The sequence below is a fragment of the Streptomyces sp. NPDC020731 genome (assembly GCF_044334705.1).
GTDB lineage: Bacteria > Actinomycetota > Actinomycetes > Streptomycetales > Streptomycetaceae > Streptomyces.
The window spans coordinates 158826-172901 of record NZ_JBIRTN010000016.1; the positions used below are offsets into that span (position 1 = coordinate 158826).

The following is a 14076-nucleotide window of genomic DNA, read 5'->3' on the forward strand; positions in this document are numbered from 1 at the left end:
TAGGACCGGGGCCTACTCCCCGAGCAGCGCCCGCACCCGCTCCTGCCCCACCGCCAGCAGCAGTGTGGGCAGTCGCGGCCCCGTGTCCCGCCCGACCAGCAGGTGGTACAGCAGCGCGAAGAACGACCGCTGGGCCGTCTTGATCTCCGCCGGCAGCTCCTTGGGCGTGGCGTCGGCGGAGAAGCCCGCCTGGACCTTGGGCACGCCGTAGACGAGGTGGGTGAGCCCGTCCAGCGACCAGTTGTCGGCGAGGCCGTCGAGCAGCAGCCGCAGTGACTGCTGTCCCCGCTCGTCGAGCGACTTCAGCAGCTCGGCGTCGGGCTCCGCGCGGACGATGGTGCGCTGGTCGGCGGGGACGTGGGTGTTGATCCACGCCTCGGCCTTGTCGTAGCGCGGCCGGGCCTCGTCCAGCGTGCCCAGCGGGTTCGACGGGTCCAGGTCACTCAGGATCCGCAGCGCCTGGTCCTCGTGACCGGCGGTGATGTCGGCCACCGAGGCGAGCGTGCGGTACGGCAGCGGCCTGGGCGTCCTCGGCAGCTCACCGCCCGCCGTGCGCACCGCGCGGGAGTGCGCGGCGACGTCGGCGGGCAGGGCCGTGCCGTCGGCGACCTTGGCGTCGAGCCGGTCCCACTCGTCGTAGAGGCGCTGGATCTCCTGGTCGAAGGCGATCTTGAAGGACTGGTTGGGGCGGCGCCGGGCGTAGAGCCAGCGCAGCAGCTGCGGCTCCATGATCTTCAGCGCGTCGGCGGGCGTGGGCACGCCGCCACGGGACGACGACATCTTCGCCATGCCGCTGATGCCGACGAAGGCGTACATCGGCCCGATCGGCTGCTTGCCGTCGAAGATCCCGACGATCTGCCCGCCGACCTGGAACGACGACCCGGGCGAGGAGTGGTCGACACCGCTCGGCTCGAAGATCACGCCCTCGTACGCCCACCGCATGGGCCAGTCGACCTTCCAGACCAGCTTGCCGCGGTTGAACTCGTTGAGCCGGACGGTCTCCGAGAAGCCGCACGCCGTGCAGGCGTAGGTCAGCTCGGTGGAGTCGTCGTCGTACGCGGTGACCGTCGTCAGGTCCTTCTCGCAGTTGCCGCAGTACGGCTTGTACGGGAAGTACCCGGCGGCCCCCGAGCTGCCGTCGTCCTCGGCGGCGGCGCCGGAACCCTCGGCGGCCTCCAGCTCGGCCTCGTCGACCGGCTTCTGCTGCTGCTTCTTCGCCGGGGCCTTCTTGGTGCGGTACTGGTCGAGGATCGCGTCGATGTCGGCGCGGTGCCTGACGGCGTGCAGGATCTGCTCGCGGTAGACACCGGAGGTGTACTGCTCCGTCTGGCTGATCCCGTCGAACTCCACGCCCAGCTCGGCCAGCGATTCGGTCATCGCGGCCTTGAAGTGCTCGGCCCAGTTCGGGTACGCGGAGCCCTCGGGGGCCGGGACGGAGGTCAGCGGCTTGCCGATGTGCTCGGACCACGACTCGTCGACGCCGGCGATCCCGGCCGGGACCTTGCGGTACCGGTCGTAGTCGTCCCAGGAGATCAGGTGCCGCACCTGGTGGCCGCGGCGGCGGATCTCGTCGGCGACGAGGTGGGGGGTCATGACCTCGCGGAGGTTCCCGAGGTGGATCGGGCCCGAGGGGGAAAGACCGGACGCGACGACCACAGGTTTGCCCGGGGCCCGACGCTCCGACTCCTCGATGACGTCGTCCGCGAAACGGGAGACCCAGTCGGTGGTCTCGGTGCTCTGAGCCACGATCGGCACGTCCTTCTTTCTGCTCGGGCAGCCGGTACGGTCGCACGGCTGACCGCTCCATTCTCCCAGTCCGGCCCGCATCTGCGAAAACCGCTTTTCACCGCGTGGGATAATCGACTTTCGCAGCAGTCCACGAACCCGAGAGAACGGCAGCCACTCCATGGCCTCGGTCACGTCCCTCACCGACTCCGTCCAGCAGCATCTCGCGTCCGCCCTCTCGGCCACCCGCCCCGAGGCCGCCGGCGCCGACCCGCTGCTGCGACGAAGCGACCGGGCGGACTTCCAGGCCAACGGCATCCTCGCGCTGGCCAAGAAGGCGAAGGCGAACCCGCGGGAGCTGGCCACCGAGGTCGTCTCGCACATCACCACCGGCGACCTGATCCGGGACGTCGAGGTCTCCGGCCCCGGCTTCCTCAACATCACCGTCGCCGACCGGGCGATCACCGGGAACCTCGCCGCGCGGCACGCGGACGGCGAGCGTCTCGGCGTGCCGCTGAAGGAGGACCCGGGCGTCACGGTCGTCGACTACGCCCAGCCGAACGTGGCGAAGGAGATGCACGTCGGCCACCTGCGGTCGGCGGTCATCGGCGACGCGCTGCGCTCCATGCTCGACTTCACCGGCGAGAAGACGATCGGCCGGCACCACATCGGCGACTGGGGCACCCAGTTCGGCATGCTCATCCAGTACCTGTTCGAGCACCCCGGCGAGCTGGCCCCCGCGGCCGATGTCGACGGCGAGCAGGCCATGAGCAACCTGAACCGCGTGTACAAGGCGTCGCGTGTGCTCTTCGACTCGGACGAGGAGTTCAAGGAGCGGGCCCGGAGGCGGGTCGTCGCCCTCCAGTCCGGTGACAAGGAGACGCTCGAACTGTGGCAGCAGTTCGTGGACGAGTCGAAGGTCTACTTCTACTCCGTCTTCGAGAAGCTCGACATGGAGATCCGCGACGAGGAGATCGTCGGCGAGTCCGCGTACAACGAGGGCATGCCCGAGACCGCCCGCATCCTGGAGGAGACGGGTGTCGCGGTGCGTTCCGAGGGCGCGCTCGTGGTGTTCTTCGACGAGATCCGCGGCAAGGACGACCAGCCGGTCCCGCTGATCGTGCAGAAGGCGGACGGCGGTTTCGGCTACGCGGCCTCCGACCTGACCGCGATCCGCAACCGGGTCGTCGACCTGCACGCGAGCACGCTGCTGTACGTCGTCGACGTGCGCCAGTCGCTGCACTTCAGGATGGTCTTCGAGACGGCCCGCCGGGCCGGCTGGCTCGGCGACGACGTCACCGCGCACAACATGGGCTACGGCACGGTGCTCGGCGCGGACGGCAAGCCCTTCAAGACGCGTGCGGGCGAGACCGTACGCCTTGAGGACCTGCTGGACGAGGCGGTGCAGCGGGCCGCGGAGGTCGTGCGGGAGAAGGCGCGCGACCTCACCGAGGACGAGATCCGGGAGCGGGCCGCGCAGGTCGGCATCGGAGCGGTGAAGTACGCGGACCTGTCGACGTCGCCGAGCCGGGACTACAAGTTCGACCTGGACCAGATGGTCTCGCTCAACGGCGACACCAGCGTGTACCTCCAGTACGCGTACGCCCGTATCAGGTCCATCCTGCGCAAGGCCGGCGAGGTCCGCCCCTCGGCCCACCCGGAGCTGGACCTGCACGAGGCGGAGCGCGCGCTGGGCCTGCACCTGGACGCGTTCGGGGACACGGTCTTCGAGGCGGCCGCGGAGTACGCCCCGCACAAGCTGGCCGCGTACCTGTACCAACTGGCGTCGCTGTACACGTCGTTCTACGACAAGTGCCCGGTTTTGAAGGCCGAGTCGCCGGCCCGGGTGGAGAACCGCCTGTTCCTGTGCGACATCACGGCCGCCACCCTGCACCGGGGCATGGCCCTCCTGGGCATCCGGACGCCCGAGCGGCTCTGAGCACCCGAAAGACACACGCCGTGGCCCGGCTGCTGGTGCTGCACGAGATCGCCGCCGAACGCTGGCGGAGGGACACGCGGTCACTGCCGGCCCCCGCCCGGCGTGCCGGCGGCATTCGAGGCCCGCGTGGACGCGGCCGCGACGGGCCGGCCGCCCTCCTAGGGTCGGGCGCGCAGCGCCTCCCCCAGCCTGCGCAGCCCCTCCGCGATCTCGTCCGGTGTCTGCGTGACGAAGCAGAGCCGCATCGTGGCCCGGTCCGGGTCGGCGGCGTGGAAGGGTGCGCCGGGGACGTACGCCACGTCGTGCCGGACCACTTCGGGGAGGAGGGCCGTGGTGTCGTACGACTCCGGCAGGCGGGCCCAGAGGAACATGCCGCCCTCGGGGCGGGTCCAGGTCGAGCCGGCCGGGAGGGCGGCGGGCAGGCCGGCGAGCATCGCGTCCCGGCGGGCGCCGTAGGCCCCGGCGACCCGTGCGACGTGGGCGTCGAGGTCGTTGTCGGCGAGGTAGCGGGCCGCGGCGAGCTGGTTGACGGTGGGGGTGTGCAGGTCGGCGGCCTGCTTGGCGACGGCGCAGGCGCGGCGCAGGTCGGCGGGGGCGCGCAGCCAGCCCAGGCGCAGGCCGGGGGCCATGACCTTGGAGAAGCTGCCGAGCAGCACGGTGCGGTCCTCGGCGCCGGGGTGGGCGGCGATCCACGGCACCCGTTCGCCCTCGTAGCGCAGTTCGCCGTACGGGTCGTCCTCGACGATCCACAGTCCGCGCCGGGCGGCGGCCTCGGCGACGGCGGCTCGGCGGGCGGCGGGCAGGGTGCGGCCGGTGGGGTTCTGGAAGGTGGGCACGGTGTAGAGGAGTTTGGGGCGTTCGCGCGCCACCAGCTCGTCCAGCGCGTCCGGGTCGAGGCCCTGCTCGTCGCCGGGGACGGCCACCACGCGGGCCCCGGCCAGGGAGAAGGCCTGAAGTGCCGCCAGATAGCAGGGGTTTTCGACCAGGACCGTGTCACCGGGTTCGAGCAGCACGGTGGCGAGGAGGGAGAGGGCCTGCTGGGATCCGGTGGTGACGAGCAGGTCGTCGGAGCCGGTGGGCAGGGAGCGGGCGGCCGTGCGGGCGGCGAGCGCCGCCCGTAGTGCGGGCTCGCCCTCCGTCGTGGAGTACTGCAGGGCCTGTGCGGGTGTCTCGGCGAACACCGCCCGGTACGCCGCCGCGATGCCGTCGGTGTCGAACAGTTCGGGAGCCGGGAGCCCGCCCGCGAAGTTGATCACCTCGGGGCGGGCGGTGACGGCCAGGATGTCCCGTACGGGCGAGCCGCCGACCGTGCGGGCCCGTGCCGCGAACGGCGGTGTGGGGGCGTGGGCGGCGGGCTCGGTGACGGTCATGGCACGGCTCCTTCGGCTGCGGTGACGACGCGTGCCCGCAGCCTAGGAAACCGCGTGCCCTCTACATGCGGCTTTCCGCGATCCGGACGGCCCGGCCGGCTAGTCGAGCTTCGTCGTGCCCTCCGGGACCCACTCCTCGCCGCCCAGCGGGAACTCGTACGCCGGACGCCCGTTGTTGCCGCTGGTGCGGAAGGGGCGCCCCTTGTCGTCCACGGTGAGCGTGCCGCTGCGGGAGCCGCTGGACCACTTCAGCTCCAGGTACCAGCTCACGTCGTAGGCGGAGGCGTCGGCCGTGACGTAGTAGACCTCGGGGTCCGACTCACTCACCGAGAACGGGAAGTTCCGCTGTCCGGCCTCCGGCGTCACGGCCGGGCGGGCGGCGTCCAGGGCGACGGCGAAGGAACGCGCGGGCACGTCACCGCCGCAGCCGACGCCGGGGTAGCCCATGGCGAAGTCGTTCCAGGCGAGCGGCGACCGCTTGGCCGCCACCCGCACGGTGAGCCCTTCCACGACGACCGTCTCGTCCCCGGTCCCCTGCACGGTGAGCCGCACGTACTGCTCCTCCGACGGGACGGCCCCGAACGAACTGACCCACGCCGTCGCGTCCTGCTCCGTCGGCGGCGGTTTCACCCCGCTCGCCGGCCTGTTGACCAGGTACCGCTGCGAACAGGGGCTCTCCCACGCGTACGGGTCGGTCTGCACGGTCAGCGGCACGGCGTCCCCGGCGCCGTCGTCCGCCGGGGTGGTGGAGGCGGCGGCCGGGGTACGGGGCGCCTCCTTGTCCTTCGCGGAGGGGGACGCGGACGCGGAGGCGGAGGCCGAAGCGGAGGCGGAGGCGGACGGTGACGCGGTGACGTCCTTCTTCCCGTCCGCCCCGCCGTCGAGGGTCGCGGCTCCCACCGGGTCCTTCCGGTCGTTCCCGCCCCCGTCGCCGCCGTCCGGCAGGCCCAGCGCGAACGTGACCCCGCCGAGCACGGCGGCCACGGCGATCCCCGCGAGGACGGCGGTACGGGTACGGCGGCGGGGGCGGGTGCGGACCTCGCCGGGGCCGGCGACCACCGGGATCTCTGCCTCCTGGGGCCCTGCCTCCGGGACCTCCGCCTCCGGGACCTCCGCCTCCGGGACCTCCGCTTCCGGGACCTCGGCCCCGGGCTGCCCGGGCGTCGGCTGCCCGGCCGCCGGGCGGCCGTCCGCTTCCTGGTCCCGGACCGCCGCGTCCTCCGCCGGTTCGCCGGCAGGCGCCGGTGCGCCCGCGGGCGCCGCTCCTTCCGGCGGCGACCCCTTCCGCCCCCGCGCCGCGTCCGCCAGCACCCACCGCCGGTGCAGCTCGACCAGTTCCTCGGAGCTCGCCCTGCACAGCCGGGCCAGCCGTTCCACCGGCGCGTACTCCGTCGGCACCGCGTCCCCGTTGCAGTACCTGTGCAGGGTCGACGTACTCATGTGGAGCCGCTTGGCGAGCACCCCGTAGCTCAGCCCGGACCGTTCCTTGAGCGCCCTCAACCGTGCGGCGAACTCCGCCGCTGCCGTGTCCTGCGACACCGTTCCTCCCACCCCACGTCCCATTCCGCCGTTCCAGGGAACGGTCGTTTCCCCAGGTCAACAACGGTACGAGCGTTCCAGCGTCCCGGAAGACCCGCCAGGCCTGGCGGCCGGGACGGATCACCGAACAAGCTCTGGTCATCCAAGCACGCCGCTCCCGGCCTCCGGTCGAGCGGTCACGCCAAAGCCGTACTCACACAAAGGAATTCGCCATGCGTACCTCCCGCATCCGTCTGCTCGCCGCCACCGGTGCCGCCCTCGCCGCCCTCGCCCTCACGGCCTGCGAGGACGGCACGGGCACCGAGGACGAGGGCGCCGGCACGTCCCGGCCCGGCGCGACGGCGACCACGGACACGCCCTCGGACAAGCCCTCGGACTCCGCGAAGGACGACTCCACCTCGAACGGCCCGTCCCGGACCGGCGGGAACAAGGACACCGGCAACGGAGGCACCGGCGGCGGGGACAAGGCCGGCGGCGGGACGGCCGAGTCCGACGACGGCCCGCAGGCCCGCGTCAGCTGCAACGGCTCCAACACCACCGTCGACGCCCAGCCGGTCTCCCGCCCCGTCAACCACATGCTGATCACGGTCAAGAACTCGGGTTCGGGGACCTGCGACCTCACCTACTACCCGGTGCTCCGCTTCGACGAGATGCAGTGGGTGCCGCAGCCCGTCGAGGCGTCGAAGCCGCAGGCCGTGGTCACTCTCGCCCCGGGTGAGACGGCGTACGCGGGCGTGCTCCTGTCGGCCGCCGACGGCAGCGGGGACGGCGGCGCCACCGCCCACAAGCTCACCGTCGCCTTCCAGGGCTCCACCCCGAACAGCGACGGCGGCCCGTCGGCCGTCCCGGGCCTGCCCGCGGACGGCGTGTACTACGACAGCAGCATGGCGGTGACGTACTGGCAGCAGTCGCAGGCCGACGCCCTCACCTACTGAACGGCATCCAGCTTCTGGGCCACTTCGGTGGCCCAGTAGGTGAGGATGTTGCGCGCACCGGCCCGCTTGATGCCGGTCAGCGTCTCGAGGATCGCCCGGTCCCGGTCGATCCAGCCCTTCTCGGCGGCGGCTTCGATCATCGAGTACTCACCGGAGATCTGGTACGCCGCCACCGGCACGTCCACCGCGTCCGCGACCCGGGCCAGAATGTCCAGATACGGACCCGCCGGCTTCACCATCACCATGTCGGCGCCCTCCTCCAGGTCGAGCGCCAGCTCGCGCATCGACTCGCGGACGTTCGCCGGGTCCTGCTGGTACGTCTTGCGGTCGCCCCGCAGCGAGGAGGCGACGGCCTCCCGGAACGGCCCGTAGAAGGCGGAGGCGTACTTGGCGGTGTAGGCGAGGATCGCCACGTCCTCCCGCCCGATCCGGTCGAGGGCGTCGCGGATGACCCCGATCTGCCCGTCCATCATCCCGCTCGGCCCGACGACATGGGCGCCCGCGTCGGCCTGCACCTGCGCCATCTCCGCGTACCGCTCCAGCGTCGCGTCGTTGTCGACGCGCCCCCGCTCGTCGAGGACCCCGCAGTGCCCGTGATCGGTCGTCTCGTCGAGGCACAGGTCGGACATGACGAGCAGGTCGTCCCCGACCTCGGCCCGCACGTCCCGCAGGGCGACCTGGAGGATCCCGTCCGGGTCGGTGCCGGGCGTCCCGACCGCGTCCTTCCCGGACTCCTCCGGCACGCCGAACAGCATGATCCCGGAGATCCCGGCCGCCACGGCCTCCGCCGCCGCCTTCTTCAGGCTGTCCCGCGTGTGCTGCACGACCCCCGGCATCGCCGTGATCGGCACGGGTTCGCCCGCGCCCTCACGCACGAAGGCCGGGAGGATGAAGTCGGCGGGGTGCAGCCGGGTCTCGGCGACCATGCGCCGCATGGCGGGGGTGGTACGCAGACGCCGGGGCCGCGTGCCGGGGAAGGATCCGTACGTCGTCATACCACCTACGCTACGCCCGCCCCTCCCGTGCCTTTACCGACGCGCAGTCGGCCCGGGGCCGCGTGCGGGACCCCCGCCGAGGGGTCATGCTGGTGGAAGGGACCCGCACCGGCCACCACAGTCGGCCTACGCCCCAGGACGGACCCCGACGGCAGCTCGCCCCCCGCCGCCCATTCCGACGTCTGACCTGCAGTCCGCCGCCGTCCCTCCGTACGCGCGCCACGGAGGACGTCATGACAACCACGCACCACACCCCCGACCTGTTCGCCCTCTCGGAGATCCGCGGCCCGGTACTGCGCCCCGGCGAGGACGGCTACGCCGAGGAGGCCACCGGCTTCAACCTGGCCGCACTGCACACTCCCGACGTGATCGTCGTCGCGACCGGCACCGACGACGTCGTGACCGCGCTGCGCTGGGCCTCGGCCACCGGTACTCCGGTCGCCGTCCAGGCCACCGGCCACGGCGCCAACTTCCCCATCGACCACGGCCTGCTGATCAGCACCGCCCGCATGACCGACGTACAGGTCGACCCGGAGCGGCGCACCGCGACGATCGCCGCCGGCGCGAAGTGGCGGGACGTGCTGAAGGCGACCGCACCGCACGGGCTGGCCCCGCTCAACGGCACGTCCACGGACGCGGGCGCGATCGGCTACACCGTGGGCGGCGGCCTGCCGTTGCTCGGCCGGACCTACGGCTACGCCACGGACCTGGTCCGCTCCTTCCAGGTCGTCACCCCCGACGGCACCCTCCGGGAAACGGACCCGACCCACGAACCGGAGCTCTTCTGGGCACTGCGCGGCGGCAAGGGCAATGTCGGCGTCGTGACGTCCCTGGTCACCGAACTGGTCCCGCTGCGCACGGTACTCGGCGGTGGCCTCTACTCCTCCGGCGAGCACGCCGAGGCCCTCCTGACCGCCTGGGCCGAGTGGACGCGAACGGTGCCGGAGGAGATGTGCAGCGCGTTCGGCGTCCTCCGCCTGCCGCCCATCCCGCAGCTCCCCGAACAGCTCCGCGGCCGCTTCTGGGCCCGCGTCGCGGTCACCTGGACCGGCGAACCGGCCGAGGCCGAGCAGCTGTTGGCACCGATCCGCGCGGCGGCGCCGGTGGAGGTCGACATGGTGGAGGAGATGCCGTGCACGGACGTAGACCGCATCTACATCGAACCGCAGGACCCGCTCCCCGCCCGTGAGTCGTGCTCCCTGCTGCGCGACCTGACGCCCGACGCGATCGGCGCCTTCCTCGGCCAGGTGGGCCCCGACGTCCCCGACTGCCCACTGCTGGTCGCCCAGCTCCGCCACATGGGCGGCGCCCTGTCCCGCCCCGCGCGGACGGAGGACGCGGTCTGCGCCCGCGACGCGGCACACTTCCTGGAGTCGGTCGCGGTCATCGGCGCCCCGCCCGACGCCGAGGCGGTCGAACGCGCCACGACCTCCCTGCACGCCGCGATGTCCCCGTACAGCACGGGCCGCACCATGGTCAACATCCACGGCACCCCGGGCGACGCGACGGACCGCGCCCGTGCCTGGACCCCGGAGGTCCACGATCGCCTGCGCCGCGCCAAGCAGACCTACGACCCGTCGAACCTCCTGCGCTTCGGCCACACGGTGTGAGTACCGTTCTCCTCTGCCGCGATCACGCCACCGAGGGGAACCACACCGTGCACAGCGCCACCGTAACGGCCGAGGGCGACCGCATCCGCTGGGTCGAGCTGCCCGGCCGGGACCCGGCACGCGTCTACGTCCACGGCCTGGGCGCCACCTCCCCCGCGTACTTCACGGCGACCGCGGTCCACCCGCTCCTCGCGGGTCACCGCTCGCTCCTGGTGGACCTCCTCGGCCACGGCCACAGCGACCGCCCCACCTCGTTCGCCTACACCCTTGAGGACCACGCCGACGCGCTCGCCACCGCCCTGCGCGCCGCAGGCGTCGCGGGGGCCGAAGTGGTCGCCCACAGCATGGGCGGCTCGGTCGCCGTCGTGCTCGCCGCCCGCCATCCGGAGCTGGTGTCCCGGCTCGTGCTGGTCGACGCCAACCTGGACCCGCTGCCCCGGGTGCCCGGCTCGTCCGGCAGCAGCGGCATCGCGGCTTACACGGAGGAGGAGTTCGTGTCCGGCGGCTGGCGCGAGGTCCGCGACCGCGTGGGCGCGCACTGGTGGTCGACGATGCGCCTGGCGGGCCTGGAGGCCCTGCACCGCAGCGCCACCCAGCTGATCCGCGGCACGACCCCGACCATGCGCGAGCTGCTGCTCGCCCTGCCGGTCCCCCGCACGTTCCTGTTCCCCGAGCCGGACTCGCCCTTCCCCGGTGCCTCTGAACTGACGGCCGCGGGCGTTTCGGTGATCCCGGTGCCCGACTGCGGCCACAACGTCATGCTGGACAATCCGGAGGCGTTCGCCCATGCCGTGGCGGAGGCCCTGGCCCCGTAGGAGAGGACCGACATGCGGCTTCGCTGCGCCGTGCTCGACGACTTCCAGGACATCGCCACCACGATCGCCGACTGGAGCCCCCTCCGCGACCGGGTGGAGGTCACCGTCTTCACCGAGCACATCGCCACGGAGGACGAACTGGCCGCGGTACTCGCGGACTTCGACATCGTGGTGACCCTGCGGGAACGGGTCCCGTTCCGCGCCCCGCTGCTCGACCGGCTCCCCCGGCTGAAGCTGATCGTCGCCTCCGGCATGCGCAACTCGGTCATCGACCACGCGGCCGCCGAACGCAACGGCGTCACGGTCTGCGGCACCCGGAGTTCCTCCGTCCCACCGGTGGAGCTGACCTGGGCGCTGCTGCTCGGGCTGGCCCGCGGCATCGTCACGGAGAACAACGCCCTGCGCACGGGCGGGCCCTGGCAGTCGACGGTCGGCTCGGACCTGCACGGCCGCCGTCTCGGCCTGCTCGGGCTGGGCAGGATCGGCGGCAGGGTGGCGCGGGTGGGCCTCGCCTTCGGGATGGAGGTCACGGCGTGGAGCCCGCACCTCACCAAGGAGCGCGCGGACGAGGCGGGCGTCGAACTGGCGCCGTCGAAGGAGGAGTTGCTCAGCACCAGTGACTTCGTCTCGCTCCACCTCGTACTGGGCGACACCACCCGGGGCATCCTGGGCGCCCCCGAACTGGCCCTGATGAAGCCGACCTCCTACCTGATCAACACCTCCCGCTCGGCACTCGTCGACCAGGACGCGCTGCTCACCGCGCTGCACGAGGCCCGGATCGCGGGCGCGGCGGTCGACGTCTTCGACACGGAGCCCCTGCCCGCCGACCACCCGATGCGCACGGCACCCCGCCTCCTGGCGACTCCGCACCTCGGTTACGTCTCCCACGCCAACTACCGCACGTACTACGGCCAGGCGGTCGAGGACATCGAGGCCTACCTGTCCGGCACCCCGATCCGCCGCCTCGGCTGAACCCGTGCCGGGGACACCGAGGGACCGTTGGGCGATCCCGCCGAAGATCGGCTATGTCAACGCCGCGCAGAACGCGCACTTCGTGGCGGCCCCGCTGCTGGCCGCCGCGGCCATCGGGATCGCCGGGGTGATGGCCGCCGACGGCGACAAGTTCCGCTGGCCGGGGCCGGCCATGATGCTGCTGACCGTGTGCGCGGTGCTCTTCGTCACCTGCATCCAGAGCAGTTTCAACGCGGCCACACACCTCTTCAACCCGGCGGACCTGGACACCTGGTACGGGGCGTCGGAGAAACCGCCGGACACCGTGCTGATGCAGATCCAGCAGCACGACTTCCAGATCTGGAAGCGCTCGTCCCGCAAAGCTGTCAGGCTCTACAACTGGGGTGTGGTGACGCTCGGCATGGGGACGGCCGTCGCGCTGGCCCCGCACGAGAGTGCGTCGACCGAGCATGCGGCATGCCGCTGGGCCGCCGGCACGATCGTGGTCGTCGCGACGCTGCGCGTGGCCGTCGCCACGGTGGTGGAGGCCCGGCGGGTCCGACGCAGGCAACACGGCCGGAGGGACGCACCATGAGTTACGGCATCGACTGGGACGACGACTTCGACGACCGCGTGAAAACGTACTGCCCCCTCTGCCGCGGCGCGTACATGCCCGCGTGGAGCGGGAACGAGGCGTACTTCGGTCACGCGCCCGACTGCGAGGCACGGATCCTTTCCACGCGGACCCTGCTCCGGCTGTACTACAGCGCGACCGCCGTCCGCGCGGAGATCGAGCGCCAACGGCCGGCGGGTTCCTCCTGACGGGACGGGATCGCGGGGGTGCTAGAATGTGCGTGTTGGCCTTCGGCGCCCCGGCGGGTGCGTCCGGAGGCTTTTTTCATGCCTTCCGACCTCTCCGAACCCACCACCACCTACCGGGCGTTGCTCCGCGACCGTGAGTTCGCCGGCCTGTACGCGAGCTTCACCCTCACGGTCGCCGCGAGCACCCTGTCGGGCTTCGCCCTCGGCACGCTGGTCGACCGGCGGACCGGCTCCCCGTTCCTGACGGCCGTGAGCATGTACGGCGCCACCTTCGCGACCGTGCTCGGCGCGATGACGCTGATGTCGGTCGCGGACGGAAACCGTCCGCGCCGGACCCTTGTCACGCTCCAGTGCGTCTCCCTGCTGGGCGTGGCCGCACAGGCGGTCCCCGGACTACCGCTGACCGTCCGCTTCGCCCTCCTCCTGCTGCTGGGCTTCTTCCAGTCCCTGGGCACCGGTACCCGGATGGGGCTGCTCGCCGAGGTGGTGCCGGCCTCCGCGTACGTCCCGGCGCGTTCGCTGATGAACATCACCTCGGGCGGCACGGCCGTCCTCGGCTACGCGCTCGGCGCCGTGCTGCTGCGGTACCTGACCCCGCAGGGTCTCTTCGTCACGGCGGCGGTCCTGACCGGGACCGGCCTGATCGCGACGGCGGCAACCGTCCGGGAACGCTCGATCCGCCCGCCCCGCCGCCCCGGCCTCCGCCAGACCTGGACGACGAACACCGCACTCTTCTCCCGCTCCGGCCCCCGCGCGCTGCTGCTGAACCTGTGGGTCCCCAATGGCCTGATCGTCGGCTGCGAGGCCCTGTTCATCTCCTACGCCCCCGATCACGCCGGCATCCTCCTGGCCGCCGGATCCGCGGGCATGCTCCTCGGCGACCTGATCGTCGGCCGACTGCTCACCGCCGCCCGCCGGGACCGCTGCGCGTTCCCCCTGCGCCTGCTGCTCGCCGCTCCCTACCTGCTGTTCGCCCTCCACCCGCCCCTGCCGGTGGCGACGGCCGCCGTGTTCGTCGCCAGTGCCGGTTTCGCCGCCACCCTCCCCCTCCAGGAACGTCTCCTGGCGCTGACCCCGGACCCGGTCCGCGGCCAGGTCCAGGGCGTCGAGTCGGCCGGCCGCATGACATGGCAGGGCATCGGCGCCGCGCTCGCGGGCGGTATCGCCCAGCACCTCACCCCCGCCACGACGATCACCGCGCTCGCCGCGGTCTCGGTCGCCGTCACGGTCCTCTCCCGCCCCTTCGTGAACCGCACCTGAGCCGCCGCCCGACGGGGGTGGTGCCAGGTCGGGCACCCCGTGGCTTTTGGACCGGTCGGACCGGTGCCTTTTGGCTCTGCCCTTCGGACCATGGCCGCAGCAGGCTGGGAGGACC

The 14076-nt window shown here is 72.3% G+C and carries 12 protein-coding genes; 8 read left to right on the forward strand and 4 right to left on the reverse strand.

Annotated elements, in window-relative coordinates; all coding sequences use genetic code 11:
- Positions 1-12: 12 nt before the first annotated feature.
- Positions 13-1755 (reverse strand): lysine--tRNA ligase, encoded by a 1743-nt coding sequence (gene lysS / locus ACH4VX_RS24690; protein ID WP_398370115.1) that lies wholly within the window; start codon positions 1753-1755, stop codon positions 13-15.
- Between the two features lie 151 nt (positions 1756-1906).
- Between lysS and argS the strand changes: the two genes are divergently transcribed.
- Entirely contained in the window at positions 1907-3664 is a 1758-nt protein-coding gene (gene argS / locus ACH4VX_RS24695; RefSeq protein WP_398370117.1) for an arginine--tRNA ligase, read from the forward strand.
- 158 nt (positions 3665-3822) lie between these two features.
- Here argS and ACH4VX_RS24700 read toward each other — a convergent pair whose 3' ends face one another.
- Positions 3823-5034: a PLP-dependent aminotransferase family protein gene (locus tag ACH4VX_RS24700; protein ID WP_398370118.1), complete on the reverse strand. Its 1212-nt coding sequence runs from the start codon at positions 5032-5034 to the stop codon at positions 3823-3825.
- Positions 5035-5133: 99 nt separating this feature from the next.
- Complete coding sequence (locus tag ACH4VX_RS24705) at positions 5134-6573, reverse strand: helix-turn-helix domain-containing protein (protein ID WP_398370120.1); 1440 nt, start codon at positions 6571-6573, stop codon at positions 5134-5136.
- A gap of 212 nt (positions 6574-6785) precedes the next feature.
- On the opposite strand from ACH4VX_RS24705, the gene ACH4VX_RS24710 reads away from it, so the two are divergent.
- A complete protein-coding gene (locus ACH4VX_RS24710) occupies positions 6786-7508 on the forward strand; it encodes a DUF4232 domain-containing protein (RefSeq protein WP_398370122.1) in 723 nt (240 codons plus the stop codon).
- Here ACH4VX_RS24710 and hemB read toward each other — a convergent pair.
- Complete coding sequence (gene hemB / locus ACH4VX_RS24715) at positions 7502-8503, reverse strand: porphobilinogen synthase (RefSeq protein ID WP_398370124.1); 1002 nt, start codon at positions 8501-8503, stop codon at positions 7502-7504. The two genes, ACH4VX_RS24710 and hemB, sit on opposite strands and share 7 nt — an antisense overlap.
- A 233-nt stretch (positions 8504-8736) precedes the next feature.
- Here hemB and ACH4VX_RS24720 point away from each other — a divergent pair, with 233 nt between their 5' ends.
- From ACH4VX_RS24720 to ACH4VX_RS24745, 6 genes are all read left to right on the forward strand, one after another.
- The gene (locus ACH4VX_RS24720; RefSeq protein WP_398370126.1) at positions 8737-10113 is read left to right on the forward strand and encodes an FAD-binding oxidoreductase; all 1377 of its coding nucleotides are present in this window, start codon (positions 8737-8739) and stop codon (positions 10111-10113) included.
- A 47-nt stretch (positions 10114-10160) separates the two neighbouring features.
- Entirely contained in the window at positions 10161-10928 is a 768-nt protein-coding gene (locus ACH4VX_RS24725) for an alpha/beta fold hydrolase (protein ID WP_398370128.1), read from the forward strand.
- 12 nt (positions 10929-10940) lie between these two features.
- The gene (locus tag ACH4VX_RS24730; protein WP_398370130.1) at positions 10941-11900 is read left to right on the forward strand and encodes a D-2-hydroxyacid dehydrogenase family protein; all 960 of its coding nucleotides are present in this window, start codon (positions 10941-10943) and stop codon (positions 11898-11900) included.
- Positions 11901-11904: 4 nt separating this feature from the next.
- Entirely contained in the window at positions 11905-12474 is a 570-nt protein-coding gene (locus tag ACH4VX_RS24735) for a hypothetical protein (RefSeq protein WP_398370131.1), read from the forward strand.
- Positions 12471-12701 (forward strand): hypothetical protein, encoded by a 231-nt coding sequence (locus tag ACH4VX_RS24740; protein WP_398370133.1) that lies wholly within the window; start codon positions 12471-12473, stop codon positions 12699-12701. Before ACH4VX_RS24735 ends, ACH4VX_RS24740 begins: the two co-directional genes overlap by 4 nt.
- 78 nt (positions 12702-12779) lie before the next feature.
- On the forward strand, positions 12780-13961 hold the full coding sequence (locus ACH4VX_RS24745; RefSeq protein WP_398370135.1) for an MFS transporter: 1182 nt from the start codon (positions 12780-12782) through the stop codon (positions 13959-13961).
- The last annotated feature ends 115 nt before the right edge of the window (positions 13962-14076 follow it).

Excerpts from the sequence above, each read along its gene's own strand:
- argS (WP_398370117.1), top strand. The coding sequence starts at position 1,907 with ATGGCCTCGGTCACGTCCCTCACCGACTCCGTCCAGCAGCATCTCGCG.
- ACH4VX_RS24700 (WP_398370118.1), bottom strand. The coding sequence starts at position 5,034 with ATGACCGTCACCGAGCCCGCCGCCCACGCCCCCACACCGCCGTTCGCG.
- ACH4VX_RS24710 (WP_398370122.1), top strand. The coding sequence starts at position 6,786 with ATGCGTACCTCCCGCATCCGTCTGCTCGCCGCCACCGGTGCCGCCCTC.
- hemB (WP_398370124.1), bottom strand. The coding sequence starts at position 8,503 with ATGACGACGTACGGATCCTTCCCCGGCACGCGGCCCCGGCGTCTGCGT.
- ACH4VX_RS24720 (WP_398370126.1), top strand. The coding sequence starts at position 8,737 with ATGACAACCACGCACCACACCCCCGACCTGTTCGCCCTCTCGGAGATC.
- ACH4VX_RS24730 (WP_398370130.1), top strand. The coding sequence starts at position 10,941 with ATGCGGCTTCGCTGCGCCGTGCTCGACGACTTCCAGGACATCGCCACC.
- ACH4VX_RS24740 (WP_398370133.1), top strand. The coding sequence starts at position 12,471 with ATGAGTTACGGCATCGACTGGGACGACGACTTCGACGACCGCGTGAAA.
- ACH4VX_RS24745 (WP_398370135.1), top strand. The coding sequence starts at position 12,780 with ATGCCTTCCGACCTCTCCGAACCCACCACCACCTACCGGGCGTTGCTC.